The following is a 24529-nucleotide window of genomic DNA, read 5'->3' as shown; positions in this document are numbered from 1 at the left end:
TCTCGCAAAATCAATCAGATAATCAATTAATTAGCCGTACTGGCTCATTAGTAATATAACTGACCAAATCTTGCTCTTGCTTACAGAGACGACGCCAATCAACGATAGGCATTCTTACCACCATACCGACGTTCCCGTCCTCGTCTATCCACTCTTTTTCAATTGCCTGAAGCTGGTAAAAACGGCTGCGTAAACGGCCTGCCTGAGGCGGCAAACGTAATTCAAAGTGTGCGATCTCACCTGAAAGACGCTCCGTTAACGCTTGAAAGAGCAACGGGATACCTGCGCCAGTTTGGGCCGAAAGCCAAACTCTGACTGGCAGATTGTCTTCGTTGCGATCAATTCGCGGGACGAAATCATCCAACAAATCAATTTTATTCATTACTAATAATGTAGGGATTTCATCCGCCTCGATTTCTGCCAATACAGAATCGACTGCGGCCATATTCTCGGCCACCCGAGGATCAGCTGCATCAATAATGTGTAGCAGTAATGAGGCTTGCCGCGTTTCTTGTAATGTCGCTTTAAAAGCAGCAACCAAATCGTGCGGCAAATGCCGGATAAAGCCTACCGTATCCGCCAACACTGTATCGCCCACATCAGCCACAGTAATACGGCGTAAAGTGGGATCCAGCGTGGCAAATAGTTGGTCAGCCGCGTAAACATCAGCTGCCGTAATTTTGTTAAACAGGCTAGATTTACCGGCGTTGGTATATCCCACCAAAGATACTGTCGGAATATCAGCACGGGTGCGCGCGCGCCGCCCCTGCTCACGCTGCTTTGCAACTCGCTCCAAACGGCTCAAAATCAAGCTGATGCGGTCACGTAGCAAACGGCGGTCGGTCTCCAACTGGGTTTCACCTGGCCCTCTTAGGCCGATGCCCCCCTTTTGACGCTCAAGATGCGTCCAACCACGTACCAAGCGGGTCGCAATATGACGCAATTGCGCTAATTCGACCTGCAATTTACCTTCATGGGTACGGGCCCGTTGGGCAAAAATATCTAAAATCAGCCCAGTACGATCAATAACCCGACACTCACACAAACGCTCAAGATTTCGCTCCTGCGCTGCGGAAAGGGCATGATCAAACAAGACAACAGACGCACCACTGGCTTTCACTGCATCAGCAATTTCTACTGCCTTTCCCTCGCCCACAAAAAACTTAGGATGTGGAGCTTTGCGACTACCCGTCACAATTTGCAAAGCTTCTACGCCCGCAGAAGATACCAGCGCTTCGAACTCACGCAGATCCTCTGAGTTTTTGTCTTGCGAGAAATAGATATGAACCAGTACGGCCTGCTCACCGCCTTCATAACGGTCAAACAAACGTGCAACCTCTCAAACGGATCAAAACCGCTAGTGCGGAGAACATAAACCCGAATCCGTTGCTTATGTTCCCCGTCATGGTTGACCAGCAATGCGCTTTATTCAGCGTCATCGCTATCCTGCTGCGGTGATTGCGGCGCAGATGGATTACTACCATGATAATTATTAGTGCTACCACTCGGACTATTGCTGTGATGCGAAACCGGGCGAGAAGGCACAACAGTAGAGATGGCGTGTTTATAAACCATCTGGCTGACTGTATTTTTTAACAGAATGACAAACTGATCAAAAGACTCAACTTGGCCCTGCAGTTTAATACCATTCACTAAATAAATAGAAACCGGAACCCGTTCACGACGCAATGCGTTCAGGAACGGATCTTGCAAAGATTGCCCCTTAGCCATTCTGTATTTTCCTTATTTGCTTGTTGTTATTAACTAAGAACCTATCGGCTCGAAAATAAACTGCGTAAAAAAATCCGCGCGTTGAGTACTAATCAATTGTACACAATCATTCAACCTATGCACTAACAACCTGTATTACAGAGTCTAAAGCCTCTCCCGGCTTATCGCTGTCAAGCCACTGGACTGAACCCCAGCCCCGCAACCAGGTCATTTGGCGCTTTGCCAGTTGGCGTGTCGCACAGATTCCGCGGTAAACCATGTCGTCGTAATCAATCTCACCGGACAGATAAGACCACATCTGCCGATATCCCACACAACGAATGGCTGGCATATCCGTATGCAAATCACCGCGGCCAAAAAGCGCCCTAGCCTCGGTTTCAAACCCTGCATCCAGCATTTGACGAAAACGTAATTCAATCCGCTGGTGCAACAGTTCTCGGCTAACAGGCGCAATCGCAAATTGGTGAACCCGATACGGTAAGGTTTCACCCGAAATTTTAGTCAGTTCTGTTAGAGTTTTACCTGAAATAAAAAAAACTTCCAGTGCTCTGGAGAGCCGTTGGGGATCATTAGGATGAATTCGCGCCGCCGCGACGGGATCGATTTCAGCCAATTGTTGGTGTAATGCTTCCCAACCCAGTAATGCTGCCTGCTGTTCAATACGCTGGCGCACTTGCGGGTCTGCGCTCGGCAATGGCGATAACCCATCCAACAGCGCTTTAAAGTACAACATCGTGCCGCCCACCAGCAGCGGAATACGCCCGGCTGCGGTAATCTCGGCCATTTCTTTTAATGCGTCTTTACGGAAATCAGCGGCAGAGTAGGATTGCGCGGGATCACGGATATCAATCAGCCGATGTGGCGCTAATGCCAGCTCTTCTGCACTGGGTTTCGCGGTACCGATATCCATACCGCGATAAATCAGGGCAGAATCGACACTGATAAGTTCGACAGGTAGCCGCTGTCTCAGCGCAATGGAGAGCGCCGTTTTACCCGAGGCAGTTGGCCCCATAATAAAGATTGCCGGTGGCCGGTCTAGATTTTCAATATCATTCATGTTTCAGGGTTGCCAATGCAGCCTTTATATCAATAGGTTGTAATAGCCCAGTTGGTGGTGATTTTACCAACTGTGGACAAAGACGTTCAACATCTGCCAATAATTGTATCGCTTGAGACACATTCCATACCTCATGTTCACTGCCAAGATGGCGAGAAATCCATGTGGCGAGAGCATCTGGCGATATCTCTTCATGCTGCGACAGATAGCCTAACAGTTCCGGCATCAGTTTTTGTAAATTTTGTTGGCGTAATGGTAAAGATACTGCGCGTAAAGTCGCCTTTTCGTGTTCCACGGCCAATTCTATTCCCATGGTCACTAACAATTTCTGATGACGCTGGCACGCGGCTGCTTCATTTTTATCCAATGTCAGTTTTAAGGGGATTAATAGCGGCTGAGGGCGCAACCCTTCCGCGGGCGGATTCAACTGAGCTTGTTTCAACCAACGCTCAGCAACCCTTAATTCCAGTAATGCCACGCCCTGTTTATATTCAATAAGAGCATAGCAAGGCGGAAACACGGTGAGCACCCGGCCAAAGCTGTAATTATCGCCGTGCAGTGGCTCGTCATTAAGTCTCTGACGTGGCGCAGGCGAGGCCGGAGGTTGGCTAACCGCCGCCGGTTTATTCACTACGGCCGGTTGCACCAGTTGGCGATATAATTCACCTTGTTGTTTTTGGTAGGGTTGACCGGCGTTATAAGTCGGGGCGGGTTCACGAGCGACTGGCCGTGCTGCCATGGCAGCCCGCTCCGGAGAAGAAACTCGTGCTACTGGCGCGGTTTTCGCCGGTTCCGGTTGGGCATATTTATTCCCCCCTGCTGCCACGCGATTTTCTGGTTGCCAGCGCGGGGCTTCGATTTCTTCACCATCTTCATTGATGTTCAGCAGCGGGGTAGCGGCTTGCTGTAAAACCGTGGTAACCGCTTGATAAATAAAATCATGCACCAGCCGTGCTTGATGGAAACGCACCTCATGCTTAGCCGGATGCACATTGACATCCACCTGATGTGGGTCAATATCCAAATACAACACATAGGCGGGTTGCTGGTCGTCTTTGAGTAAATCTTGATAAGCCTGGCGGATTGCGTGATTAATCAGCCGATCACGCATCATCCGGTTATTAACGTAGCAATATTGCATTTCACTCAGTGTGCGGCTCGCGGCGGGATCTGCCACCCAACCGCGAATGGTCAAATCACCGTGCTGCCAGGAAATCGCCAGCGCATGTTGCAAAAACGCCGGGCCACAGATACTCGCCAGCCTGCGTTCATGTTGGGAAGGATCTGTCGCGGCACGGTACTGCCGCATTAACTTACCGTTATGGCTGAGATTGATCGCCACATCAAAGCGCGCCAGCGCAATGCGCCGCACCACTTCATCAATATGACCAAATTCGGTTTTTTCGGTACGCATAAATTTGCGGCGAGCAGGCGTGTTATAAAACAGATCCAGCACTTCAAGGGTGCTGCCGACCGGATGAGCAGCAGGTTTGATGGTCACCGCCATATCGCGACCTTCGGCATACGCCTGCCAGGCTTCATTTTGTTCCGCCGTGCGCGAGGTCAAAATCAGGCGCGAGACTGAACTGATGCTGGCTAATGCTTCGCCACGAAACCCCATACTAAGGATGGCTTCCAAATCTTCCAGCGAACTGATTTTACTGGTGGCGTGGCGCGCCAACGCCAATGCCAAATCGTCTTTACCAATGCCACAGCCATTATCACGGATGCGAATCAGTTTCGCGCCACCACGGTCGATATCAATATCAATTCGGGTAGCACCGGCATCCAGACTATTCTCTACCAACTCTTTCACTACCGAGGCAGGCCGCTCTACCACTTCACCGGCGGCAATTTGGTTAGCAAGCTGTGGGGGTAGAATCTGAATTGGCATAGCAGTTCCTTTCGCTTACGACTGTGGAATAGTGAGGGTTTGCCCCAGTTGGACATTCCCTGACTTTATCTTATTCGCCCGCTCAATCTCACTCATCGACACACCATATCTGGCAGCAATAGCCGACAATGTATCACCGCGTTTTACCTGATGTTTAACCGGCTGGCTTTTGCTCGGCTTTGCTTTAGCCACTGCTCTTGGCGCGGCAGCCGCAGCGGTGCCCGAGGCGGGAACTTTCAAGCGCTGCCCGACCCAGACGACATCATTTTTCAGGGTGTTATTTTGCCGCAACAGCGCCATGCTGACGCCGTATTGGCTAGCAATACCGGATAAGGTTTCGCCACGCTGTACTTTATGAATCTGACTTTTACCCGTCGCAGCCGGTTTGGCGGCAGATGGCCTGCCGCTGCTTGCTATGTTGTTAACCACCGGCTCTGGCTGGCTAACACTTGAGCGCTGTGAAGATGAATCAACCGCCGCGGTTTCAATAAGCGGGCGGTTTTCGACCTTTGGGTCGGCTTGTAGCGGATGCGCAAGGAAATAACTGCGCAAACCTTTATAAATGGCTTGAGCAATTTTCTCCTGATACGCGCTACTGCCAAGCAGCCGCTCCTCCGTACTATTACTGATAAAGCCGGTTTCCACTAATAATGACGGAATATCCGGTGAACGTAACACCCCAAGACTGGCGTGTTCCGGCCGACGTTTGTGAATATCGCCCACTCTTTGCAGCTCATTCAGCACCTTAGTGGCGACGTCATAACCTACCCGCTGTGAGTGACCAAATTGTAAATCCAGCACCGCCTGACTTAAATAAGGGTCAGAGGCGGTGTTGGCCAATACATCACCGGCCCCACCAAGCAGTTCGGATTGTTTCTCATGCTGCTCCAGCCAATTACCCATTTCACTGTTAGCGCGGCGATTCGACAATACCCAAACTGACGCCCCGGTTGCGCTGCGGTTAGGCGCCGCATCAGCATGAATGGAGACCAACACGTTAGCGCCCTGCTTACGCGCCACATCAGAACGGCCCATTACCGAAATAAAATAATCGCCATTGCGGGTCAATACCGGTTTAAACATCGGGTCACTGTTAAGCAGTGCTTCAAGCCGACGGGCGATGGCGATAGTGACACTCTTCTCTTGCAAGCCATTTTGCCCAATCGCACCGGGATCCTGACCACCATGACCGGCATCAATCGCTACCACCACTCGGGAGCTGTTCGCCGCACTGGCAGTGTTGGTCTGGCGGGCAGTTTTGATCGGTCGCGCAGTATTCGTCGTGATGTTCTCGCTGCTCACCACCACAGTCGGCTTGTTGTTAAACGGGTTTTTAGCTACTGACGTGGTATTGGCGCTCGTGATCCGTGATTCCGTATTCGCATTCGTCGCCGGTGAAGTTAACCGCCCGGCATTAGGGCTAGGCGTATTGGTTTGGTTCAGCGGCGTATTATTTGGGCTTAAAGACTGAGTTTGCCGCACAGGGGCACTCGCCGACGCTGTCATGGTGATCACGACGGTGTAATTGTTACCCGACTGCTGAGTCACCGCGTGAGTTTTGACTTTTTGTGTCAATTCCAGCACCAGACGGGTGCTTTGTTCATCTTTCGGGGTACTGGAGCGGATTCTTTTCAGCAGATTCTGCCCACTGAATTCCAGTGGTAATCCGGAAAGATTGCCGCTTTGACGGACATCAAGCACCACCCGCTCGGGTGAATTTAAAGAAAAGAAAGCATAAACCGGCTGACCATCAAAACTGAGTGTCACTTTGCTTTCAGTCGAGCCATTGTTCACCTTAATATCGGTAAGCTTGGCGGCGAATGCAGAAGGCAGAGCAAATAAACTCACCATAATCAGCATTACGGCAGCCAATGATGGTCGCCAGAAAGTCTTTTTCGTCCAACAACCTGGTCGCGTAAAGCTATTTATTAGTCGCGTAGAGCTATGCATCATTATTAAATCGTCCTTGCACAGCAGCTAAACGGCGCAATACATCCGCGCCGGCATCAGAAAGGGCCACCAGGCGGGCTTCGCGCCCCTCGGCCTGATAAGTCAAATGCAGCTCAACATCCGCTTGAGGTAAGAACCCAGCCCCTTGTTGTGGCCATTCCACCAGGCAAATTGCTTGCTTATCAAAGTAATCACGAATGCCCATAAACTCCAGCTCCTCGGGGTCAGCCAGACGATATAGGTCAAAATGGTAAACCGGCCTTGGGGCTAGCGCATAAGGTTCAACCAAGGTATAAGTCGGGCTTTTAACATGCCCTGAATGGCCAAGGGCCTGAAGAAAGCCACGGCTAAAAGTTGTTTTTCCGGCACCTAAGTCACCGAACAGATAAATAACGCTGGCACCCTCGAAGGCCTGAGCCAAAGTGCCCCCTAATGCAACGGTCGCTGCCTCATCAGGCAGAGGTAAAACGAGTTCTTTCATTCTGTGATATCTATTTTGCTAACTCAGGATTAACGTACTTCGGAATAACTGACAGCAAATCTGTGGCCAGTAAACCCCGGGTGCCTTGAACTTCAGCCAGTTTGTCTGCGGCAACGCCATGCACAACACAACCTGCACAGGCGGCATCATACAGCACCAGCTTTTGTACTATCAAACTCCCAATAATGCCGGACAGAATATCCCCCATACCGCCGGAGGCCATACCCGCATTACCGACATCAGCAATCGCCATCTCGCCCTGTTCACTGGCAATAAGAGTACCAGCCCCTTTCAAGACCACCACACCACCATATTGTTTAACGATGTTACGGGCAGAAAGTAAGCGGTCACTCTCAATATCAGCAACGCGGCAACCGAGCAGGCGGGCAGCTTCGCCAGGATGGGGAGTTAATACCCGATTCTGACGCTTCAGCGGATTTAATGCCAGCAAGTTGAGTGCATCAGCGTCCCATAATGCTGGTTTATCACTTTGTTGCAATAAATTCAGAGCATTTCGGCCCCAATCAGATTGCCCTAACCCCGGGCCGACCACCAATACATCAGCCCAACTCATACTTTGCGCCAGGGTTTCAGGGGTTAACTCCTGCACCATTAGCTCTGGACGAGCGGCCAAAATCGGGGCCACATGCTCAATGTGAGTGAGCACTCGCACCAGCCCAGCACCGCTACGCAGCGCAGCTTCTCCCGCCATGCGAATCGCGCCGCCAAACCCTTTATCGCCCCCTACCAGCAATAACCGCCCATGCTCACCTTTATGGGCGCAAGGGCGACGCGGTTTCAACCATTGTGGCAAATTACCGGCGGTCAGGCGCTCAATTTGGACGGGTTGAGCAGCCAGCCAGGGTGTCAATCCTAAATCATTACAGTGTAAATGCCCGACCCAATCACGGGCTTGCCCAGTGAGCAAACCGGGCTTTAGGGTGACAAACGTCAGAGTGTGATCCGCGCGAATGACGGAGCCGGGAGCCGCGCCGCTATCAGCACTCAGCCCTGACGGGATATCCAAGGCGATTTTTGCTGCACGGTGGCGGTTTGCCGTGTCAATCAACGTAGCATAAACACCTTGCGGCGCGGCTCGCAGGCCAATACCTAGCAAACCATCAATAATTAAATCGATATGTTGTGGCCATAAGATATCAGGTTGATTAATCACGCCGCCCGCTGCCAGCCATTGAGATTGCGCCTGATGGGCTTCTGCGGGCAGGGGCCGATTGCCAGGGCAAGCAATCAGTGTCACATTCAGACCCGCGGCCAATGCCCGGCTGGCAACAATGTAGCCATCGCCACCGTTATTACCGTGGCCGCATAAAATTAACCAGTGGCGCGCGGCGGGGTATTGCTTTCGCGCCAGTTCAAATGCTGCATTTCCGGCTCTCACCATCAGGTCAAATAAGCTCAGGGAGAAGTGTGCCGCGGCGATCGCCTCATTCTGGCGCACCCAGTCCGCAGAAAAAACAGAGTGTGGTAAACTGACACTGATTTGTTTCTTACTATGGTCCGTCATGGCACATCCCCTCGATCTGAATCAATTAGCCCAACATATCAAGCAATGGGGGCAATCGCTAGGTTTCCAGCAAGTCGGCATCTGCGATACAGATCTGTCAGCGGAAGAACCGCGCTTACAGGCCTGGCTTGATAAACAATATCATGGCGAAATGGCCTGGATGGCCCGCCACGGTATGCTGCGCGCGCGCCCCCATGAATTATTACCCGGAACTTTGCGGGTAATTAGCGTGCGAATGAATTATCTGCCTGCCAAGGCCGCATTTGCCAGCACATTAAAGAATGCAGAACTCGGTTATGTCAGCCGTTATGCATTAGGCCGCGACTATCATAAATTATTGCGCCAGCGCCTGAAAAAGCTGGGCGATATGATCCAGAGCTATTGCCTGGAACAGACCGGTGACGATATCAATTTCCGCCCGTTTGTCGATTCAGCCCCGATAATGGAGCGGTCACTGGCGGCTAAAGCAGGGATTGGCTGGGTTGGTAAGCACTCACTTATTTTAAATCGTGAGGCCGGATCCTGGTTCTTCTTGGGCGAGCTGCTCATTGACCTACCGCTGCCGATCGATAAACCCCAAGAAGAACAATGCGGGCGTTGTGTTGCTTGCATCACCACCTGCCCGACCGGGGCCATCGTCGCGCCCTATACTGTTGATGCGCGCCGCTGTATCTCCTATCTGACCATTGAGTTGGAGGGCGCAATACCGGAAGAGTTTCGCCCGTTAATGGGCAATCGTATTTATGGTTGTGATGATTGCCAGCTTATCTGCCCGTGGAACCGCTTTTCGCAATTAACTGACGAAGAAGATTTCAGCCCTCGTGTTGTGCTGCACACCCCACAGTTGCTGGATTTATTTAGCTGGAATGAAGAGAAGTTCTTACGGATAACCGAAGGCTCTGCCATCCGGCGAATTGGTCACCTGCGCTGGTTACGCAATATCTCAGTGGCATTGGGTAATGCGCCCTATCTCGATAATATCGTGTTGGCATTGGAAGCGCGCCGCGGCATAGATCCGATGTTAGATGAACATATTGAATGGGCCATCTCACAGCAATTGAAAAGACGGTCTACACTGATTGGGGATGTTCAATCGCCGCAGAAAAAACGGCTGGTGAGAGCGATTGAAAAAGGCCTGCCACGAGATGCCTGAAGCCGCTTTTGCCTGATATCACATGATATTGAGCAGGGTTTTTTCAATTATTTTTAATATGAATGAACCCAGACTTTTCCTGTGCATAAAAATAAAAACACCTTGGCAATCAAGTGCGAAAAAAAGCACAAGTGATCGGCATAACGTTTTTACATAAAAATATATGCAATAAAATCAAATTGTTATTAAATCAGGAATTTAAGTGGTTAAATAATGAACTGAATATAAAAACAGCAGAATCTGTGGATAACTCTGTTGAAGAAGTTAATACAATGTATGTGAAACGAGGTGCAGCGCACGATTGGGCTGTGGATAATTAAGACAAGATTGAATGAAACATTTTGGAGCGGGAAACGAGACTCGAACTCGCGACCCCGACCTTGGCAAGGTCGTGCTCTACCAACTGAGCTATTCCCGCATTGAGATGCCGTTAAAACAGCATTTGACTATCTGAAATGACCAGCGCAAAAAAATAAAAATTTGGAGCGGGAAACGAGACTCGAACTCGCGACCCCGACCTTGGCAAGGTCGTGCTCTACCAACTGAGCTATTCCCGCGTCGCTGTCATGCACTATAAAAGAAAAACAGCGCATCAATTTCTATACTTTTTATCTCTATACTGATTATTTCTTTATGACCAATCTCTTTTGATTCAAGAAATTGGAGCGGGAAACGAGACTCGAACTCGCGACCCCGACCTTGGCAAGGTCGTGCTCTACCAACTGAGCTATTCCCGCTCTGTGTCATACTTTCCAGTACTGAATCTGTTTGCGCAAGCTCGCGAATTCTTCATCGGTACGGGGTGCGCATTATACGAGAAATCCGTTTTGCCGCAAGCCCCTGAAAGCAAAAAAATCATTTTTTGATTCAAGTGCCGATTAAAACAGCAATATGCTGTTTTTACCAGCGCCTGACACAGTATATACCCAAAGTTATTGACATTGCAGGCCGGGCTACTCGCAAGCCCCCCACAGCTTCAAGGCCGAAAGGTTCCCCAAAGTCATTGGAGTTGTAGGTAGGCAGCCAGCAAACGCGCCCCGATGAGCTTACATCAGTAAGTGATTCGGGTAAGTGCGCGCAGCTAACACCCCCACAGCTTCAAGGCCGAAAGGGACTAAGATTGAATAAAATGCTCGCGATAATAAGCAAGTTCAGCGACTGACTCGCGGATATCATCCAGTGCCTGATGAGTATTTTTCTTTTTAAAACCAGCCAGAATCTCGGGTTTCCAGCGGCGGGCCAGTTCTTTTAAGGTGCTCACGTCCAGATAACGGTAATGGAAGTAGGCTTCAAGCTCTGGCATATAACGGAACAGGAAACGCCGGTCTTGGCCCACGCTGTTACCACAAATAGGGGAAACGCCTGCCGGAACCCACTGCTTTAGAAATTCAATAGTTTGCAATTCAGCATCACTATCACTAAAGGGGCTGTCTTTAACTCGCTGAACCAACCCACTGCCGGTATGCGTACGCACATTCCACTCATCCATTAGCCCAAGCTGCTCATCAGACTGGTGGACGGCCAACACCGGGCCTTCTGCCAGGATATTAAGGTTAGCATCGGTAACCAGAGTAGCTATCTCGATGATCCGATCCCGCTGCGGATCAAGACCGGTCATTTCCAGATCGATCCAGATTAGATTATTTTGATTTTCTGTCATGATTTTTCCTGCCTGTTAGCGGGTGAGCTACCGAACAAACGGTTAATTGATAAAATAATGTGTATCATAGCCCTTTTGGTCGCAACCAGCGATATACCCAAAGAAATTGGAGTTGCAGGCAGGCAGCAAGCGAACGAGTTCCGATGAGCTTACTCAAGTAAGTGATTCGGATGAGTGAACGTAGCGAACACCCCTGCGGCTTCAAATACTAAGGGTATTAATGCAGATTCAAGTGAGGCACAGTGAGTAAGAATAAACTGTCGAAAGGTCAGCAACGCCGTGTACAGGCTAACCATCAGCGCCGGCTACGCACTGATAGAAAACCTGAGTTAGATGACTCTCAGCTTGGCGATGCGCAAGAAGGTATCGTAATCAGTCGCTTCGGTCAGCATGCTGATGTCGAAGCTGCCGATGGTGTTCAGCATCGTTGTAATATCCGCCGTACCATCAAGTCACTGGTGACGGGTGACCGTGTGGTTTGGCGTCCCGGCCTGCAAGCGCAGGAAGGTGTGCGAGTTAAAGGTATTGTCGAAGCCGTTCATGAGCGGACATCCGTTCTAACGCGCCCTGATTTGTATGACGGTGTGAAGCCGATCGCCGCGAATATTAATCAGATTGTGATCGTTTCGGCGATTTTGCCCGAACTTTCGCTCAATATCATCGACCGCTATCTGGTGGCCTGTGAAACATTAGATGTCGAGCCGTTAATCGTACTGAATAAAATCGATTTACTGGACGCCGATGGCCGTAAATTCGTTGATGGCATGATGGATATCTATCGCCGTATTGGCTACAACGTATTAGAAGTTTCCAGCCAAACCCGTGAAGGGATGGAAGCCTTTGAACAGGCGCTAGCTGGGCGGATAAGTATCTTTGCCGGTCAGTCAGGGGTGGGTAAATCCAGCCTATTGAATGCCTTGTTGCCGCCAACAGATAATGAAATTTTGGTCAATACCGTGTCCGGCAACTCAGGGCTGGGCCAGCACACCACCACCGCCGCTCGTTTATATCACTTCCAGCATGGTGGTGATGTGATTGATTCACCGGGGGTACGTGAATTCGGTCTGTGGCATCTGGCTCCGGAACAAATTACGCAAGGTTTTGTCGAATTCCGTGATTATCTTGGTCATTGCAAGTTCCGCGATTGTAGCCACACCACCGATCCCGGCTGTGCGCTGCGCGAAGCGGTAGAGCAAGGTAAAATTGCCGAGGAGCGCTTTGATAATTATCATCGCATTCTGGAAAGTATGGAGCAGGCGAAGCCGCGCAAGACATCAGATAGTGATGAGAAATAGTGGCGAAAAATGATGTTTTAGTCGCAGCTTTCTATTCGATACAATTTATCACAAACAGCTTACCCAAGAGGTCTACGTGCTGGATAGTCTCAAAATCAGATTACAATATTTACTTCCTAAGCTTGGTCTGACCCGTTTGGCGGGCTGGGGCGCAGATAAACAAGGTGGCTGGTTGACGCAACTGGTTATCAAGGCGTTTGCTCGCTATTACAAAGTTGATATGAAAGAAGCACAAGCACCTGAATTCTCTGCTTATCGCACATTTAACGAATTCTTTGTGCGCCCGCTCCGTGCCGGTGCGCGCCCCGTTGTGGTTGAAGAAAATCTATTAGTTCAACCCGCTGATGGCGCTATCAGTCAGTTAGGCACCATTCATGATGGGCAAATCTTGCAGGCAAAAGGCCACGACTACAGTGTGGAAGCTTTGTTGGCAGGTAACTATATGCTGGCTGCTGAGTTCCAGAATGGGCAGTTCGTCACCACTTATCTGGCTCCGCGCGATTATCACCGCGTGCATATGCCATGTGATGGTGTGTTGCGTGAAATGATTTATGTTCCGGGTGATTTATTCTCGGTCAATCCATTGACCGCAGCGAATGTTCCTAACCTGTTCGCCCGTAACGAGCGCGTCATTTGTATCTTTGACACCGCCTTTGGCCCGATGGCACAAATTCTGGTGGGTGCCACTATCGTGGGCAGCATAGAAACCGTCTGGGCGGGCACTATTACCCCACCGCGGGAAGGTGTGATTCGCCGCTGGACTTACCCGCAGGCTGGGGCTGAAGGTGCTGTCACGCTGGAGAAAGGGCAAGAAATGGGCCGCTTTAAGTTGGGCTCGACGGTGATTAACTTGTTTGCTGAGGGCAAAGTACATTTAGCGCCACAGTTAAACAGCGGTTCGGTTACCCGCATGGGTGAAGTATTAGCCGAAGCTATCCCCGCGACCCCGCCGTGCTAGCTCTCGGCTGACAAGACATTGATGTTAAGGAACCCTTACGTGCGCCTAATAATTTCATGGTTTTCAGCCATTTTACTGTCATTAGTCATGTTGTTGTCCCTGCCGCTTCATGCGGCAACTCAGCCGAATGAAGATCAGCTCAGACAAGAGCTGAAACAGGCTGAAGCCAATAAAGGGATGGTAAATCAGGCAGAAATTGTTCAGGCGCTGCAAGGGGCTCTTAGTTGGTTAGCGGATGCCAAAGAATCTGATATCCGCGCCCAGCAGTATCAAAAAGCCATTGATGACTTTCCTAAGCTCACCCGTGAGTTACGCCAACAATTGGCGCAGGAAGGGGATAAACCCCTGCCAGTCCCTAATAATCTGTCCACGTCCGAACTGGAACAGCAAGTGCTGCAAGTCAGCAGCCAATTATTAGAGTTAAGCCGCCTGTCACAGCAGGAGCAAGACCGCGCACGGGAAATCAGTGAGTCACTGAATCAGCTGCCGCAACAACAATCAGAAGCCCGGCGCATTCTGGCAGAAATCAGCACGCGACTTCAGGCGCAAAGTAGCCCCACCACCCCAGTAGCACAAGCGCAGTTGGCATTATTGCAAGCTGAAGCCGTGGCCCGCAAAGCGAAAGCCAATGAGCTGGAGCTTTCCCAACTCTCCGCCAATAATCGCCAAGAGCTTTCCCGGCTACGGGCCGAGCTATACAAAAAGCGCCAGGAGCGGGTCGATGCTCAACTCCAGAGCTTGCGTAACAACCTGAATAGTCAGCGCCAACAAGCCGCAGAACAAGCGCTCGAGCGCACAGAATTACTGGCCGAACAAGGCGGTGATTTACCTGAATCTATTACCCAACAGTTGCAAATAAACCGCGATTTGTCTCAAGCGCTAAATCAGCAAGTGCAGCGCATTGACCTGATTTCCTCGCAGCAACGCCAGGCCGTCACACAAACTCAGCAGGTTCGTCAGGCACTTAGCACTATCCGTGAGCAAGCTCAATGGTTGGGGGTTTCAACCGCATTGGGTGAAGCATTGCGAGCACAAGTGGCGAGGTTGCCCGATGTGCCCAAAAATCAGCAATTGGATCGCGATATGGCCCAATTGCGAGTTCAACGTCTGCAATATGAAGACATGCTGGAGAAGTTACAGCAGCAAAATGTCAAATTAACACAAGACGATGGCACGCCACTGACCACTGAGCAACAGCGAATTCTCGATGCTCAGTGGCGCACGCAGCGCGAATTACTGAATTCTCTGTTATCCGGTTATGACACTCAGATTCTTGAGCTGACCAAGCTGAAAGTGGCCAACAGTCAGTTAGTGGATGCCTTAAGTGAAGTTCGCGAAGCGACCCACCGCTACCTGTTTTGGGTGGCGGATGTTAGCCCGATATCACTCTCTTATCCGCTTAACGTCGCCCATGACCTCACCCGTTTGCTGTCACTCGACACCCTTTCGCAGCTCAGCCAAGCCTTTGTCATGATGATGACTAGCCAAGAAACATTGCTGCCAATTATTGGCGCGCTACTGTTTGTCGGTTTCAGTATCAGCTCTCGCCGCCATTATCATGCTTTCCTGGAGCGCGCCAGCAGCCGTGTTGGCAAGGTTACACAAGACCATTTCTCCCTGACGTTGCGCACCGTATTCTGGTCCATTCTGATGGCGTTGCCGTTGCCTGTCTTATGGGCGGCGGTCGGATATGGTTTGCAAAATGCCTGGTCATATCCGATGGCTATCGCCATTGGTAATGCTGTCACCGCGACCGTGCCGGTGCTGTGGGTATTTATGATAAGCGCCTCATTTGCCCATCCACATGGCCTGTTTATTACCCACTTCCGCTGGTCACCAACCCAAGTGGGCCGGGCAATGCGCTTCTATCGCATGTCAGTGTGGTTGATTATCCCACTGATGATGGCGCTGATTACATTCGAGAATTATAACGACCGCGAATTCGCTGGCACACTGGGCCGGCTGTGCTTTATTTTGCTGTGTATTGCCTTAAGTTTGGTCACCAACAGCTTGAAGCGGGCGGGTATTCCACTCTATCTGGATAAAAAAGGTTCTGGCGATAATATTGTTAACACCGCGCTGTGGGGGCTTTTACTGTCTGCGCCATTGATGGCAGCATTGGCATCTGCTCTGGGTTATCTCACCACGTCACAAGCATTGTTAGCCCGTCTGGAAACCTCGGTCGCTATCTGGTTCTTCTTGTTGGTGGTTTATCATATTATCCGCCGCTGGATGCTGATTCAGCGCCGCCGCATTGCCTTTGATCGCGCCAAACAGCGCCGTGCTGATATTCTGGCGCAACGTGCCCGTGGCGAAGACGATACAATACCGCACAATAACAGCACGGAAGGCTCCATTGATGTTGAAGAACCGGTGATTGATCTGGATGTGATCAGCGCGCAGTCTCTGCGACTGGTGCGATCCATTCTGACCATGATCGCGTTAGTTTCTGTGATAGTGCTGTGGTCTGAGATTCATTCAGCTTTTGGTTTCCTGGAAAATATTCGCTTGTGGGACTCGTCATCGACGATAAACGGTATTGAGTCAGTACAGGCGATCACCATGGGATCACTGCTGATCGCTATTCTGGTGATGATCGTGACAACCCAACTGGTGCGTAATTTCCCAGCCCTGCTGGAGCTGGCACTGTTACAACATTTGGATCTGACCCCCGGAACCGGCTATGCCATCTCCACGATTACCAAATATCTGTTGATCCTGATTGGGGGTTTGGTTGGTTTTTCTATGCTGGGAATCGAATGGGCGAAATTCCAATGGCTGGTTGCTGCTCTGGGTTTGGGGCTAGGCTTTGGTTTGCAGGAGATTTTCGCCAACTTCGTCTCCGGCTTGATCATCTTGTTTGAAAAACCGATCCGCATCGGCGATACCGTGACTATCCGTGACCTCACCGGTAGCGTCACCAAAATTAATACTCGCGCCACGACCATCTCAGATTGGGATCGTAAAGAAATTATCGTGCCGAATAAGGCCTTTATTACTGAGCAATTTATTAACTGGTCGCTGTCGGATTCCATTACCCGTGTGGTCTTGACGGTACCGGCCCCAGCAGAAACCAGTAGCGAAGAAGTGACGGAAGTATTACTGACCGCGGCGCGCCGCTGTACCTTGGTCTTGGATAACCCGCCACCCGAGGTCTATTTGGTCGATCTCCAGCAAGGGATCCAAATTTTCGAGCTGCGTATTTACGCCGCCGAAATGGGCCACCGTATGCCGCTGCGTCATGAGATTCATCAGTTGATTCTGGCCGGTTACCGCGAGCACGGTATTACTCTGCCATTCCCACCTTTCCAGGCCCGTCTGGAAACTTTGGGCCGTGGGCGCGTGGTTTCGTCGAATCGCAGCCGCACACCGGGCAGCTTGTAAGATCAGTGAGTAAGAAACAAAAATGCCCTGAGCCTTCACAGGTCAGGGCATTTCTTTTAGCACCGCTGCGGCGCCAAGAACACTCGCATTCCTCAAAGTCATTGGTGTTACAGCAAGGCAGCAAATAAGCGCATCCCGATGAGCTTACTGTAGTAAGTGATTCGGGTGAGCGAGTGCAGCGAACACCGCTGCGGCGCCAAGAACACTCGCATTCCTCAAAGTCATTGGTGTTGCAGCAAGGCAGCAAGTAAGCGCATCCCGATGAGCTTACTGTAGTAAGTGATTCGGGTGAGCGAGTGCAGCGAACACCGCTGCGGCGCCAAGAACACTCGCATTCCTCAAAGTCATTGGTGTTGCAGCAAGGCAGCAAGTAAGCGCATCCCGATGAGCTTACTGTAGTAAGTGATTCGGGTGAGCGAGTGCAGCGAACACCGCTGCGGCACCAAGGACGAAGAGGAATTAGGCAATATCGACCGGGAAGGCAATAACATCACTCAACCTTTCTGCGCCCAGCGCCAACATCACCAGACGATCAACCCCGAGCGCCACACCGGAACAATCCGGCAGGCCGTGCTTGAGGGCGGCAATCAAATTCATATCAATCGGATGCTGTGGCAAACCACGTTTTTCACGGCTGCGATTATCTTGCTCAAATCGTTTCAGTTGTTCATCACCGTCAGTCAGCTCATGGAAGCCATTCGCCAGTTCCATACCTTTAAAGTAAACCTCAAAACGTTCTGCTACACGATGATCTTCAGTGCTGATCACGGCGAGGGACGCCTGAGAGGCGGGGAAATGATAGACAAAAGCCGGTTTTTCGCGGCCAATGTGAGGTTCAACCCCGACGGTGAACAGTAATTGCAGCAGCGTATCGCGATCTTCTTCGGTATCGGCAATATTGCTTAAATCCAGTTTTGCCGCAGCTTCGCGTAATTGCGCTTTGTCCGCCGACAAGGGATCAATATCCAAATGGCGCAAGAATGCTTGTTGATAGGACAAGGTTTCCGCGCTGTTGCAATCCAGAATTTGCTGCAACAGGTCATCGACCTCATTCATTAAGCGGTACATATCATAATGCGGGCGATACCATTCCAGCATAGTGAATTCAGGATTGTGATGACGGCCAGCTTCTTCATTGCGAAAGCTGCGCCCCATTTGATAGATAGAACCACTGCCCGCCGCTAGCAGGCGCTTCATGTGATATTCCGGGCTGGTCATCATGTACAGCGTCAAACCATCGGCAGCGCCCGGGCCAACAAACCGGGTTTCGAATGGGACCAAATGAATGTCCGTCACTGTCGCTTGGCTCATGGTGGGCGTTTCAACTTCTAATACGCCGCGATCGGTAAAGAAACGCCGGATCTCTGCCATTATTGCTGCGCGCTTCAACAAATTGGCGATGGGTGCACTCGGCTGCCAGCTTGCCGTTTCGCTCATGGTGGTTAACTCCGAAATCAAACAGGGGGTGCAGTCTACTCGTATCTACTCACTCAGACAAATCTGTCACTCACTTGGCCGATTTCCCGCCCGGATTCAGCATTTCACTCTGCGAAAAAGACTTTTGCCCAGCATATCCTGTTTGGGATCACGTTTTTGCTAGTAATGCCCTTGAGGCGGTTCAAATAAAACAAAACAATCGATCACATCAAATTTCTACTGATTAGCATTGGGTATAATTATTCCCATGCAAAAAGTAAGAAATAGCTATTCTTAATAACATCATTCTGGTTAACAACCAATCAGTTAGCCAGCTAATAATATTAAAAGCCATTAAGAATAGAGATTCACTTTATATATTTTTCACTTGAACATTTGAACAATGGAGAAGCGCAGTGCAAACCTTTAACGCCGATCTTGCCATTATCGGGGCCGGGGGCGCTGGTTTACGTGCAGCAATAGCCGCAGCGGAAGCCAACCCTCAGCTGAAGATTGCTCTGATCTCGAAAGTATACCCAATGCGCAGCCACACTGTGGCCGCCGAAGGGGGATCAGCTGCTGTCACACAGGACCACGATACCTTTGACTATCATTTCCACGATACCGTCGCTGGTGGTGACTGGTTATGCGAACAAGATGTTGTCGACCACTTTGTTCATAGCTGCCCGGAAGAAATGGCGCAGTTGGAAATTTGGGGCTGCCCATGGAGCCGTAAACCCGACGGCTCTGTTAACGTTCGCCGCTTTGGCGGGATGAAAATTGAACGTACGTGGTTTGCTGCGGATAAAACCGGCTTCCACATGCTGCATACCCTGTTCCAAACCTCGTTAAAATATCCGCAAATTCAACGTTTTGATGAGCATTTCGTGCTAGATATTCTGGTCGATGATGGCCAAGCTCGCGGTGTTGTTGCCATGAATATGATGGAAGGCACGCGGGTGCAAATCCGTGCGAATGCTGTGATCATGGCCACTGGCGGCGCAGGTCGTGTTTATCGCTATAACACCAACGGCGGTATTGTTACCGGTGATGGTATGGGGATGGCATTCCACCACGGCGTTCCACTGCGTGACATGGAGTTTGTGCAATATCACCCAACCGGCCTACCGGGTTCTGGCATCTTGATGACGGAAGGTTGCCGTGGTGAAGGCGGTATTCTGGTCAATAAAGACGGCTACCGTTATTTGCAGGATTACGGCATGGGGCCAGAAACCCCGCTCGGCGAGCCAAAGAACAAATACATGGAATTAGGCCCGCGCGATAAAGTTTCGCAAGCTTTCTGGCATGAATGGCGTGCTGGCCGCACTATCGCGACTCCGCGTGGTGATGTTGTCTATCTGGACTTGCGCCACCTTGGCGAGAAAAAACTACTTGAGCGCTTGCCATTCATTTGTGAACTGGCAAAAGCTTATGTCGGTGTCGATCCGGTTAAAGAGCCCATCCCAGTGCGCCCAACCGCGCATTACACCATGGGCGGCATTGAAACCAACCAGCAGTGTGAAACCCGAATCAAAGGGCTGTTCGCCGTCGGTGAATGTTCTTCTGTTGGTCTGCACGGTGCAAACCGTCTGGGTTCTAACTCATTGGCAGAACTGGTGGTCTTTGGCCGTCTTGCTGGTGAACAAGCCGCTTTGCGCGCCATGGAAACCGGCCCGGCTAACGGCAGTGCGCTGGATGCCCAGGCCCGTGATGTGGAAACCCGCCTGAGCAACTTGATGAAGCAGGAAGGGACTGAAAACTGGTCTAAAATTCGCGATGAGATGGGTCTGTCAATGGAAGAAGGCTGCGGCATTTACCGCACACCGGAACTGATGCAGAAAACCGTGGATAAACTGGCAGAGCTGAAAGAGCGCTTCAAACGCGTGAAAATCACCGACAACTCCAGTGTTTTCAATACTGACCTGCTCTACACCATTGAGCTGGGTTATGGTCTGGATGTGGCCGAATGTATGGCTCACTCAGCACTGAACCGTAGAGAGTCCCGCGGCGCGCACCAGCGCTTGGATGAAGGTTGTACCGAGCGTGATGATGTTAATTTCCTCAAGCACACACTCGCTTTCCATAATCCAAACGGCGCACCACGCCTTGAACTCAGCGACGTAAAAATCACCAAACTGGCACCAGCAAAACGCGTTTATGGTGGTGAAGCCACCGCGCAAGATGCTAAAGACGCCAAAGATGCGAAAGATTTAAAGGATAAGGAGCAGGCGAATGACTGATATGAAACTCCTGAAAATGGAAGTCATGCGCTATAACCCAGAACGTGATAGCGAACCTCACTTCGAAACCTTTGAAGTGCCTTACGATGAGCAGACTTCTCTGCTGGATGCACTGGGTTATATCAAAGATAATTTGGCACCTGACCTGTCTTATCGCTGGTCTTGCCGGATGGCGATTTGCGGTTCGTGCGGCATGATGGTCAACAAAGTGCCAAAACTCGCCTGTAAGACTTTCCTGCGCGAATATACCGGCGGGATGAAAGTCGAGGCACTGGGTAACTTCCCTATCGAGCGCGATTTAGTGGTTGATATGACTCACTTTATTGAGAGTTTGGAAGCTATCAAACCTTATATTATTGGTAATGAGCGCAAACCAAAAGACGGCCCGAATAAGCAGACTCCGGCTCAGATGGCGAAATACCACCAGTTCTCTGGCTGCATTAACTGTGGCCTATGCTATGCCGCTTGCCCACAGTTTGGTTTAAATCCTGAGTTTATTGGCCCAGCAGCCATCACTCTGGCCCATCGTTACAATCTGGATAACCGTGACCACGGTAAGAAAGAGCGTATGCCACAGCTTAACGGCAAAAATGGTGTCTGGAGTTGTACTTTCGTCGGCTACTGTTCTGAAGTTTGTCCAAAACACGTAGACCCTGCCGCAGCTATCCAGCAAGGCAAGGTTGAGAGTGCGAAAGACTTCATGATCGCCATGCTGAAACCACAATAAGGGAGGGGAAACAGTAATGACTACTAAACGTAAAGCTTACGTCCGTACCATGGCCCCGAACTGGTGGCAACAGCTCGGTTTCTATCGTTTTTATATGTTGCGTGAAGGCACCTCCGTGCCCACAGTGTGGTTCAGTATCCTACTGATTTACGGAGTGTTCGCACTGAAAAGCGGCCCGGCTGGGTGGGAAGGTTTCGTCGGATTCTTGCAAAATCCGCTAGTGTTATTAATCAATATCATTACGTTATTGGCCGCCGTGTTACATACCAAAACCTGGTTTGAACTGGCACCGAAAGCCGCCAATATTATTATTAAAGACGAAAAAATGGGTCCAGAGCCAGTTATCAAGGCGCTGTGGGTTGTGACTATCGTGGCTACCGCGATTATTCTGGCCGTTGCCTTACTCTAACCCGGAGGAGAACAAGATGAATCAAGTCCCTAAGCGCTCCGATGAACCTATCTTCTGGGGTCTGTTCGGTGCGGGCGGCATGTGGAGTGCCATCATTGCACCGGCTGTTATTCTGTTGGTCGCTATTTTGCTGCCTCTGGGTGCTTTCCCCGGTGAAGCATTGAGCTATGAGCGGGTGCTGGCATTTTGTCAGAGCTTCATTGGCCGGGTATTCCTGCTGCTGATGATTATTCTGCCACTGTGGTGCGGTTTACACCGTATCCACCACGCCATGCATGATTTGAAAATCCACATCCCTGCTGGGAAATGGGTTTTCTATGGTCTGGCTGCCATTTTGACTGTGGTTGCTATCATCGGTGTTTTGACACTGTAATTGCCCAAGCTCTCTCAGCGGCCCGTGCTTATGCCGGGCCGTTTTTTTGCTATACCGCCAACAGCCCATCCCGCCAATACCCATTTTGCCAATAACTCGGATTCATCCATTTGCCTCTTTCATAGATGATAGCTATTCTCAGTCACAGACTAATAATTGAAATACTAAGGAATACAGATGCGTCTGTGGTCAAAATTATCCGTAATAGCAGCAACATTACTTTCGGTCGCTTGTAGCGTAACGCCGCCAAAAGACGTGAAAGTCGTCGATAATTTCCAATTACCCCGCTATCTCGGCACTTGGTATGAAATTGCCCGGCTGGACCATTCCTTTGAACGCGGGTTAGACCGTGTCACGGCCAATTACTCACTCCGCGATGATGGTGGCGTAAAAGTCATTAATCGGGGTTATAACGCGAAGAAACAGCAATGGCAGGAAAGTGTCGGTAAAGCCTATTTCATTGGCTCGCCGCAGCAAGCTTCATTGAAAGTCTCTTTCTTTGGCCCATTCTATGGCGGCTATAACATCATTGATTTGGATGATGAATACCAACATGCTTTGATTGCTGGCCCTAGCCGCGAATATCTGTGGATTTTATCGCGCACGCCGACGATTGATAACCAAACTCGCGATCGCCTGATTGCCATCGCGAAGAATTATGGTTTCCCGGTGGAACAATTGATCTGGGTGAAACAGGGGAAAGTTATCGCCGGGCAATGATATTGAACTCTATAATCGACTAAGGGGGGAAGCCCCCCCTTGTCATTTATGACGCTAATTTCAACCCAATTATTCCCGCTAAAATCAGCCCCAAACTGAATACTCGCGCCAAACTGGCCGATTCGCCAAGCAGCACAATACCTAAAATGGCCGTCCCCACCGCACCAATACCAGTCCAAACCGCGTAAGCCGTGCCCGCCGGTAAGGTTTTCATAGCATAAGCCAATAAGAAAACACTGGCGGCCATCGCGATCAAAGTGATAATACTGGGTGTCAGCCGCGTAAAACCATGGGAATACTTCAGACCGATAGCCCAAATCACTTCCAATAAACCTGCAATAGCCAGAATAATCCAAGCCATGGTAAACCCCTTCACTCAGGCGGGGTCGTCCCCAGAAAAATAGATGCGTGCTAGGTCGTCCCAGACAGCAGATAGATAAGAATGATAGGTTAGCATGCTAAATAATAAGCAGCAATCTCTTACCCTGCCAAAGAAATCCGGCGGCAATGGCCGCCGATAACAATGCCTATATACCCTAAATAATTCGAATTGCAGGAAGGCGGCAAGTGAGAGAGTCCCGATGAGCTTACTGTATTGTAAGTGATTCGGGTGATTGAACGCAGCCAACGCACATGCAGCTTGAAGTATGACGGCTATAGCTATTTATTCAGCACTGCGTTCAATAGCACTACCCGCGCTTTGAACATCTTTACCGACACCTTTGGTGGTATTGCAGGCGCTCAATGAAGAGATAACTAATAATGAGAAAATAATAGCGATGCTTTTCTTCAACATGATAAAAATTCCTTATGGCGCGTGAGTATATTCACCCTATAAGGATAGTCAAAAAAACAATATTGCACTTTTTCTGACTTAAATAACTTTTATCAATGGGTCAAACCCAGATAGCAGAAAACCGCCGATTAAGCGGTTTTCTTTTGTTCTCAACGCAGTTTTATCACAGCTTAACGGCTGTAGCTTACTTAACGCGAGAAACGTATTCGCCAGAGCGGGTATCAACTTTGATGACTTCGCCAACCTGTACGAATAGTGGCACTTTGACCACTGCACCGGTGCTCAGAGTTGCAGGCTTACCACCGGTACCGGCAGTATCACCTTTCAGACCTGGGTCAGTGTCAACAATTTCGAGTTCAACAAAGTTTGGTGGGGTGACAGCGATAGGCTGACCATTCCACAGAGTTACAATACATTCAGCTTGGTCAATCAACCACTTAGAATTTTCGCCAATGGCTTTAGCATCGGCTTGCAGCTGTTCGTAAGTCTCGTTATTCATGAAGTGCCAGAACTCACCGTCGTTGTACAGGTAAGTCAGGTTCAGATCGTTAACGTCAGCGCCTTCCAGAGAATCTGTTGATTTGAAGGTCTTTTCAACGCGTCCGCCGGTCAGCAGGCGGCGCATTTTAACACGCGCGAAAGCCTGGCCTTTGCCGGGTTTTACGAACTCGCTGGACTCAACTGAATAAGGCTCGCCCTCGAACATGATTTTAAGACCGGGACGAAAATCGTTGCTATAATAACTGGCCATGATGGTCCT

Annotated in this window: 22 protein-coding genes and 3 tRNA genes; 10 read left to right on the top strand and 15 right to left on the bottom strand. The window is 50.2% G+C overall.

Features of this window, described 5'->3' with window-relative positions; genetic code table 11:
- Nucleotides 1-22 precede the first annotated feature (22 nt).
- The 7 genes from hflX to nnr all read right to left on the bottom strand — a co-directional run bounded on the left by hflX (nucleotide 23) and on the right by nnr (nucleotide 8638).
- Complete coding sequence (hflX, locus tag OVO64_RS11960; protein ID WP_038636933.1) at nucleotides 23-1327, bottom strand: ribosome rescue GTPase HflX; 1305 nt, start codon at nucleotides 1325-1327, stop codon at nucleotides 23-25.
- A 98-nt stretch (nucleotides 1328-1425) separates the two neighbouring features.
- Entirely contained in the window at nucleotides 1426-1731 is a 306-nt protein-coding gene (gene hfq / locus OVO64_RS11955) for an RNA chaperone Hfq (RefSeq protein WP_042562589.1), read from the bottom strand.
- A 115-nt stretch (nucleotides 1732-1846) separates the two neighbouring features.
- Nucleotides 1847-2788 carry a tRNA (adenosine(37)-N6)-dimethylallyltransferase MiaA gene (miaA, locus tag OVO64_RS11950; RefSeq protein WP_145509868.1) on the bottom strand — a complete coding sequence of 314 codons (942 nt, stop codon included), beginning with the start codon at nucleotides 2786-2788 and terminating at the stop codon, nucleotides 1847-1849.
- Nucleotides 2781-4682, bottom strand: a complete 1902-nt coding sequence (gene mutL, locus OVO64_RS11945) for a DNA mismatch repair endonuclease MutL (RefSeq protein ID WP_145509869.1) — start codon at nucleotides 4680-4682, stop codon at nucleotides 2781-2783. The genes miaA and mutL overlap by 8 nt, the downstream gene beginning before the upstream one ends.
- A gap of 15 nt (nucleotides 4683-4697) precedes the next feature.
- On the bottom strand, nucleotides 4698-6542 hold the full coding sequence (amiB, locus tag OVO64_RS11940) for an N-acetylmuramoyl-L-alanine amidase AmiB (RefSeq protein WP_186377446.1): 1845 nt from the start codon (nucleotides 6540-6542) through the stop codon (nucleotides 4698-4700).
- An 82-nt stretch (nucleotides 6543-6624) separates the two neighbouring features.
- The gene (tsaE, locus tag OVO64_RS11935; protein WP_038636943.1) at nucleotides 6625-7113 is read right to left on the bottom strand and encodes a tRNA (adenosine(37)-N6)-threonylcarbamoyltransferase complex ATPase subunit type 1 TsaE; all 489 of its coding nucleotides are present in this window, start codon (nucleotides 7111-7113) and stop codon (nucleotides 6625-6627) included.
- Nucleotides 7114-7123: 10 nt separating this feature from the next.
- Nucleotides 7124-8638, bottom strand: a complete 1515-nt coding sequence (gene nnr / locus OVO64_RS11930) for a bifunctional ADP-dependent NAD(P)H-hydrate dehydratase/NAD(P)H-hydrate epimerase (protein WP_145509870.1) — start codon at nucleotides 8636-8638, stop codon at nucleotides 7124-7126.
- Here nnr and queG point away from each other — a divergent pair.
- Together queG and OVO64_RS11920 are read left to right on the top strand one after the other, a co-directional pair.
- On the top strand, nucleotides 8637-9791 hold the full coding sequence (queG, locus tag OVO64_RS11925; protein ID WP_004392468.1) for a tRNA epoxyqueuosine(34) reductase QueG: 1155 nt from the start codon (nucleotides 8637-8639) through the stop codon (nucleotides 9789-9791). The genes nnr and queG overlap by 2 nt on opposite strands.
- 113 nt (nucleotides 9792-9904) lie before the next feature.
- Nucleotides 9905-10111 (top strand): hypothetical protein, encoded by a 207-nt coding sequence (locus OVO64_RS11920; RefSeq protein ID WP_032820824.1) that lies wholly within the window; start codon nucleotides 9905-9907, stop codon nucleotides 10109-10111.
- A 22-nt stretch (nucleotides 10112-10133) separates the two neighbouring features.
- On the opposite strand, the gene OVO64_RS11915 is transcribed toward OVO64_RS11920, so the two are convergent.
- The 4 genes from OVO64_RS11915 to orn all read right to left on the bottom strand — a co-directional run bounded on the left by OVO64_RS11915 (nucleotide 10134) and on the right by orn (nucleotide 11451).
- A tRNA-Gly gene (locus OVO64_RS11915) sits at nucleotides 10134-10209 on the bottom strand.
- Nucleotides 10210-10272: 63 nt separating this feature from the next.
- Nucleotides 10273-10348, bottom strand: a tRNA-Gly gene (locus tag OVO64_RS11910).
- A gap of 104 nt (nucleotides 10349-10452) precedes the next feature.
- Nucleotides 10453-10528: transfer RNA gene (locus OVO64_RS11905), tRNA-Gly, on the bottom strand.
- Between the two features lie 377 nt (nucleotides 10529-10905).
- A complete protein-coding gene (orn, locus tag OVO64_RS11900; protein WP_145509871.1) occupies nucleotides 10906-11451 on the bottom strand; it encodes an oligoribonuclease in 546 nt (181 codons plus the stop codon).
- A gap of 242 nt (nucleotides 11452-11693) precedes the next feature.
- Here orn and rsgA point away from each other — a divergent pair, with 242 nt between their 5' ends.
- The 3 genes from rsgA to mscM all read left to right on the top strand — a co-directional run bounded on the left by rsgA (nucleotide 11694) and on the right by mscM (nucleotide 17088).
- Complete coding sequence (rsgA, locus tag OVO64_RS11895; RefSeq protein ID WP_038636955.1) at nucleotides 11694-12746, top strand: small ribosomal subunit biogenesis GTPase RsgA; 1053 nt, start codon at nucleotides 11694-11696, stop codon at nucleotides 12744-12746.
- A gap of 76 nt (nucleotides 12747-12822) precedes the next feature.
- Nucleotides 12823-13704, top strand: coding sequence for an archaetidylserine decarboxylase (gene asd, locus OVO64_RS11890; RefSeq protein WP_038636959.1), 882 nt, complete (start codon nucleotides 12823-12825; stop codon nucleotides 13702-13704).
- A gap of 39 nt (nucleotides 13705-13743) precedes the next feature.
- Nucleotides 13744-17088, top strand: coding sequence for a miniconductance mechanosensitive channel MscM (gene mscM, locus OVO64_RS11885; protein ID WP_038636962.1), 3345 nt, complete (start codon nucleotides 13744-13746; stop codon nucleotides 17086-17088).
- 459 nt (nucleotides 17089-17547) lie between these two features.
- Here mscM and epmA read toward each other — a convergent pair whose 3' ends face one another.
- On the bottom strand, nucleotides 17548-18525 hold the full coding sequence (gene epmA / locus OVO64_RS11880; protein ID WP_049561644.1) for an elongation factor P--(R)-beta-lysine ligase: 978 nt from the start codon (nucleotides 18523-18525) through the stop codon (nucleotides 17548-17550).
- 395 nt (nucleotides 18526-18920) lie between these two features.
- Here epmA and frdA point away from each other — a divergent pair, with 395 nt between their 5' ends.
- The 5 genes from frdA (at nucleotide 18921) to blc (ending at nucleotide 22973) form a co-directional block, all read left to right on the top strand.
- Nucleotides 18921-20744 carry a fumarate reductase (quinol) flavoprotein subunit gene (gene frdA / locus OVO64_RS11875; RefSeq protein WP_038636966.1) on the top strand — a complete coding sequence of 608 codons (1824 nt, stop codon included), beginning with the start codon at nucleotides 18921-18923 and terminating at the stop codon, nucleotides 20742-20744.
- Complete coding sequence (locus OVO64_RS11870; protein ID WP_005156463.1) at nucleotides 20737-21471, top strand: succinate dehydrogenase/fumarate reductase iron-sulfur subunit; 735 nt, start codon at nucleotides 20737-20739, stop codon at nucleotides 21469-21471. Before frdA ends, OVO64_RS11870 begins: the two co-directional genes overlap by 8 nt.
- Nucleotides 21472-21487: 16 nt before the next feature.
- Complete coding sequence (frdC, locus tag OVO64_RS11865; RefSeq protein ID WP_032820814.1) at nucleotides 21488-21880, top strand: fumarate reductase subunit FrdC; 393 nt, start codon at nucleotides 21488-21490, stop codon at nucleotides 21878-21880.
- 16 nt (nucleotides 21881-21896) lie between these two features.
- Nucleotides 21897-22253 (top strand): fumarate reductase subunit FrdD, encoded by a 357-nt coding sequence (frdD, locus tag OVO64_RS11860; RefSeq protein WP_004392449.1) that lies wholly within the window; start codon nucleotides 21897-21899, stop codon nucleotides 22251-22253.
- Between the two features lie 177 nt (nucleotides 22254-22430).
- A complete protein-coding gene (gene blc / locus OVO64_RS11855) occupies nucleotides 22431-22973 on the top strand; it encodes an outer membrane lipoprotein Blc (protein ID WP_038636970.1) in 543 nt (180 codons plus the stop codon).
- Between the two features lie 46 nt (nucleotides 22974-23019).
- Here blc and sugE read toward each other — a convergent pair whose 3' ends face one another.
- The 3 genes from sugE to efp form a co-directional block, all read right to left on the bottom strand.
- Nucleotides 23020-23334, bottom strand: coding sequence for a quaternary ammonium compound efflux SMR transporter SugE (gene sugE / locus OVO64_RS11850; protein ID WP_038636972.1), 315 nt, complete (start codon nucleotides 23332-23334; stop codon nucleotides 23020-23022).
- 303 nt (nucleotides 23335-23637) lie between these two features.
- Nucleotides 23638-23769, bottom strand: a complete 132-nt coding sequence (locus tag OVO64_RS11845) for an entericidin A/B family lipoprotein (RefSeq protein WP_004392446.1) — start codon at nucleotides 23767-23769, stop codon at nucleotides 23638-23640.
- Nucleotides 23770-23953: 184 nt separating this feature from the next.
- Nucleotides 23954-24520 (bottom strand): elongation factor P, encoded by a 567-nt coding sequence (efp, locus tag OVO64_RS11840; RefSeq protein WP_038636974.1) that lies wholly within the window; start codon nucleotides 24518-24520, stop codon nucleotides 23954-23956.
- Nucleotides 24521-24529 lie beyond the last annotated feature (9 nt).

The sequence above is a fragment of the Yersinia sp. Marseille-Q5920 genome (genome assembly GCF_946902935.1).
Lineage (GTDB): Bacteria > Pseudomonadota > Gammaproteobacteria > Enterobacterales > Enterobacteriaceae > Yersinia > Yersinia rochesterensis.
This window is presented reverse-complemented; position numbering and strand designations above follow the sequence as displayed.

Bases quoted from the DNA above. Each gene is read 5' to 3' on its own strand.
- hfq (WP_042562589.1), bottom strand. From the start codon at position 1,731: ATGGCTAAGGGGCAATCTTTGCAAGATCCGTTCCTGAACGCATTGCGT.
- miaA (WP_145509868.1), bottom strand. From the start codon at position 2,788: ATGAATGATATTGAAAATCTAGACCGGCCACCGGCAATCTTTATTATG.
- mutL (WP_145509869.1), bottom strand. From the start codon at position 4,682: ATGCCAATTCAGATTCTACCCCCACAGCTTGCTAACCAAATTGCCGCC.
- amiB (WP_186377446.1), bottom strand. From the start codon at position 6,542: ATGCTGATTATGGTGAGTTTATTTGCTCTGCCTTCTGCATTCGCCGCC.
- tsaE (WP_038636943.1), bottom strand. From the start codon at position 7,113: ATGAAAGAACTCGTTTTACCTCTGCCTGATGAGGCAGCGACCGTTGCA.
- queG (WP_004392468.1), top strand. From the start codon at position 8,637: ATGGCACATCCCCTCGATCTGAATCAATTAGCCCAACATATCAAGCAA.
- nnr (WP_145509870.1), bottom strand. From the start codon at position 8,638: ATGACGGACCATAGTAAGAAACAAATCAGTGTCAGTTTACCACACTCT.
- orn (WP_145509871.1), bottom strand. From the start codon at position 11,451: ATGACAGAAAATCAAAATAATCTAATCTGGATCGATCTGGAAATGACC.
- epmA (WP_049561644.1), bottom strand. From the start codon at position 18,525: ATGAGCGAAACGGCAAGCTGGCAGCCGAGTGCACCCATCGCCAATTTG.
- OVO64_RS11870 (WP_005156463.1), top strand. From the start codon at position 20,737: ATGACTGATATGAAACTCCTGAAAATGGAAGTCATGCGCTATAACCCA.
- frdC (WP_032820814.1), top strand. From the start codon at position 21,488: ATGACTACTAAACGTAAAGCTTACGTCCGTACCATGGCCCCGAACTGG.
- frdD (WP_004392449.1), top strand. From the start codon at position 21,897: ATGAATCAAGTCCCTAAGCGCTCCGATGAACCTATCTTCTGGGGTCTG.
- blc (WP_038636970.1), top strand. From the start codon at position 22,431: ATGCGTCTGTGGTCAAAATTATCCGTAATAGCAGCAACATTACTTTCG.
- sugE (WP_038636972.1), bottom strand. From the start codon at position 23,334: ATGGCTTGGATTATTCTGGCTATTGCAGGTTTATTGGAAGTGATTTGG.
- OVO64_RS11845 (WP_004392446.1), bottom strand. From the start codon at position 23,769: ATGTTGAAGAAAAGCATCGCTATTATTTTCTCATTATTAGTTATCTCT.
- efp (WP_038636974.1), bottom strand. From the start codon at position 24,520: ATGGCCAGTTATTATAGCAACGATTTTCGTCCCGGTCTTAAAATCATG.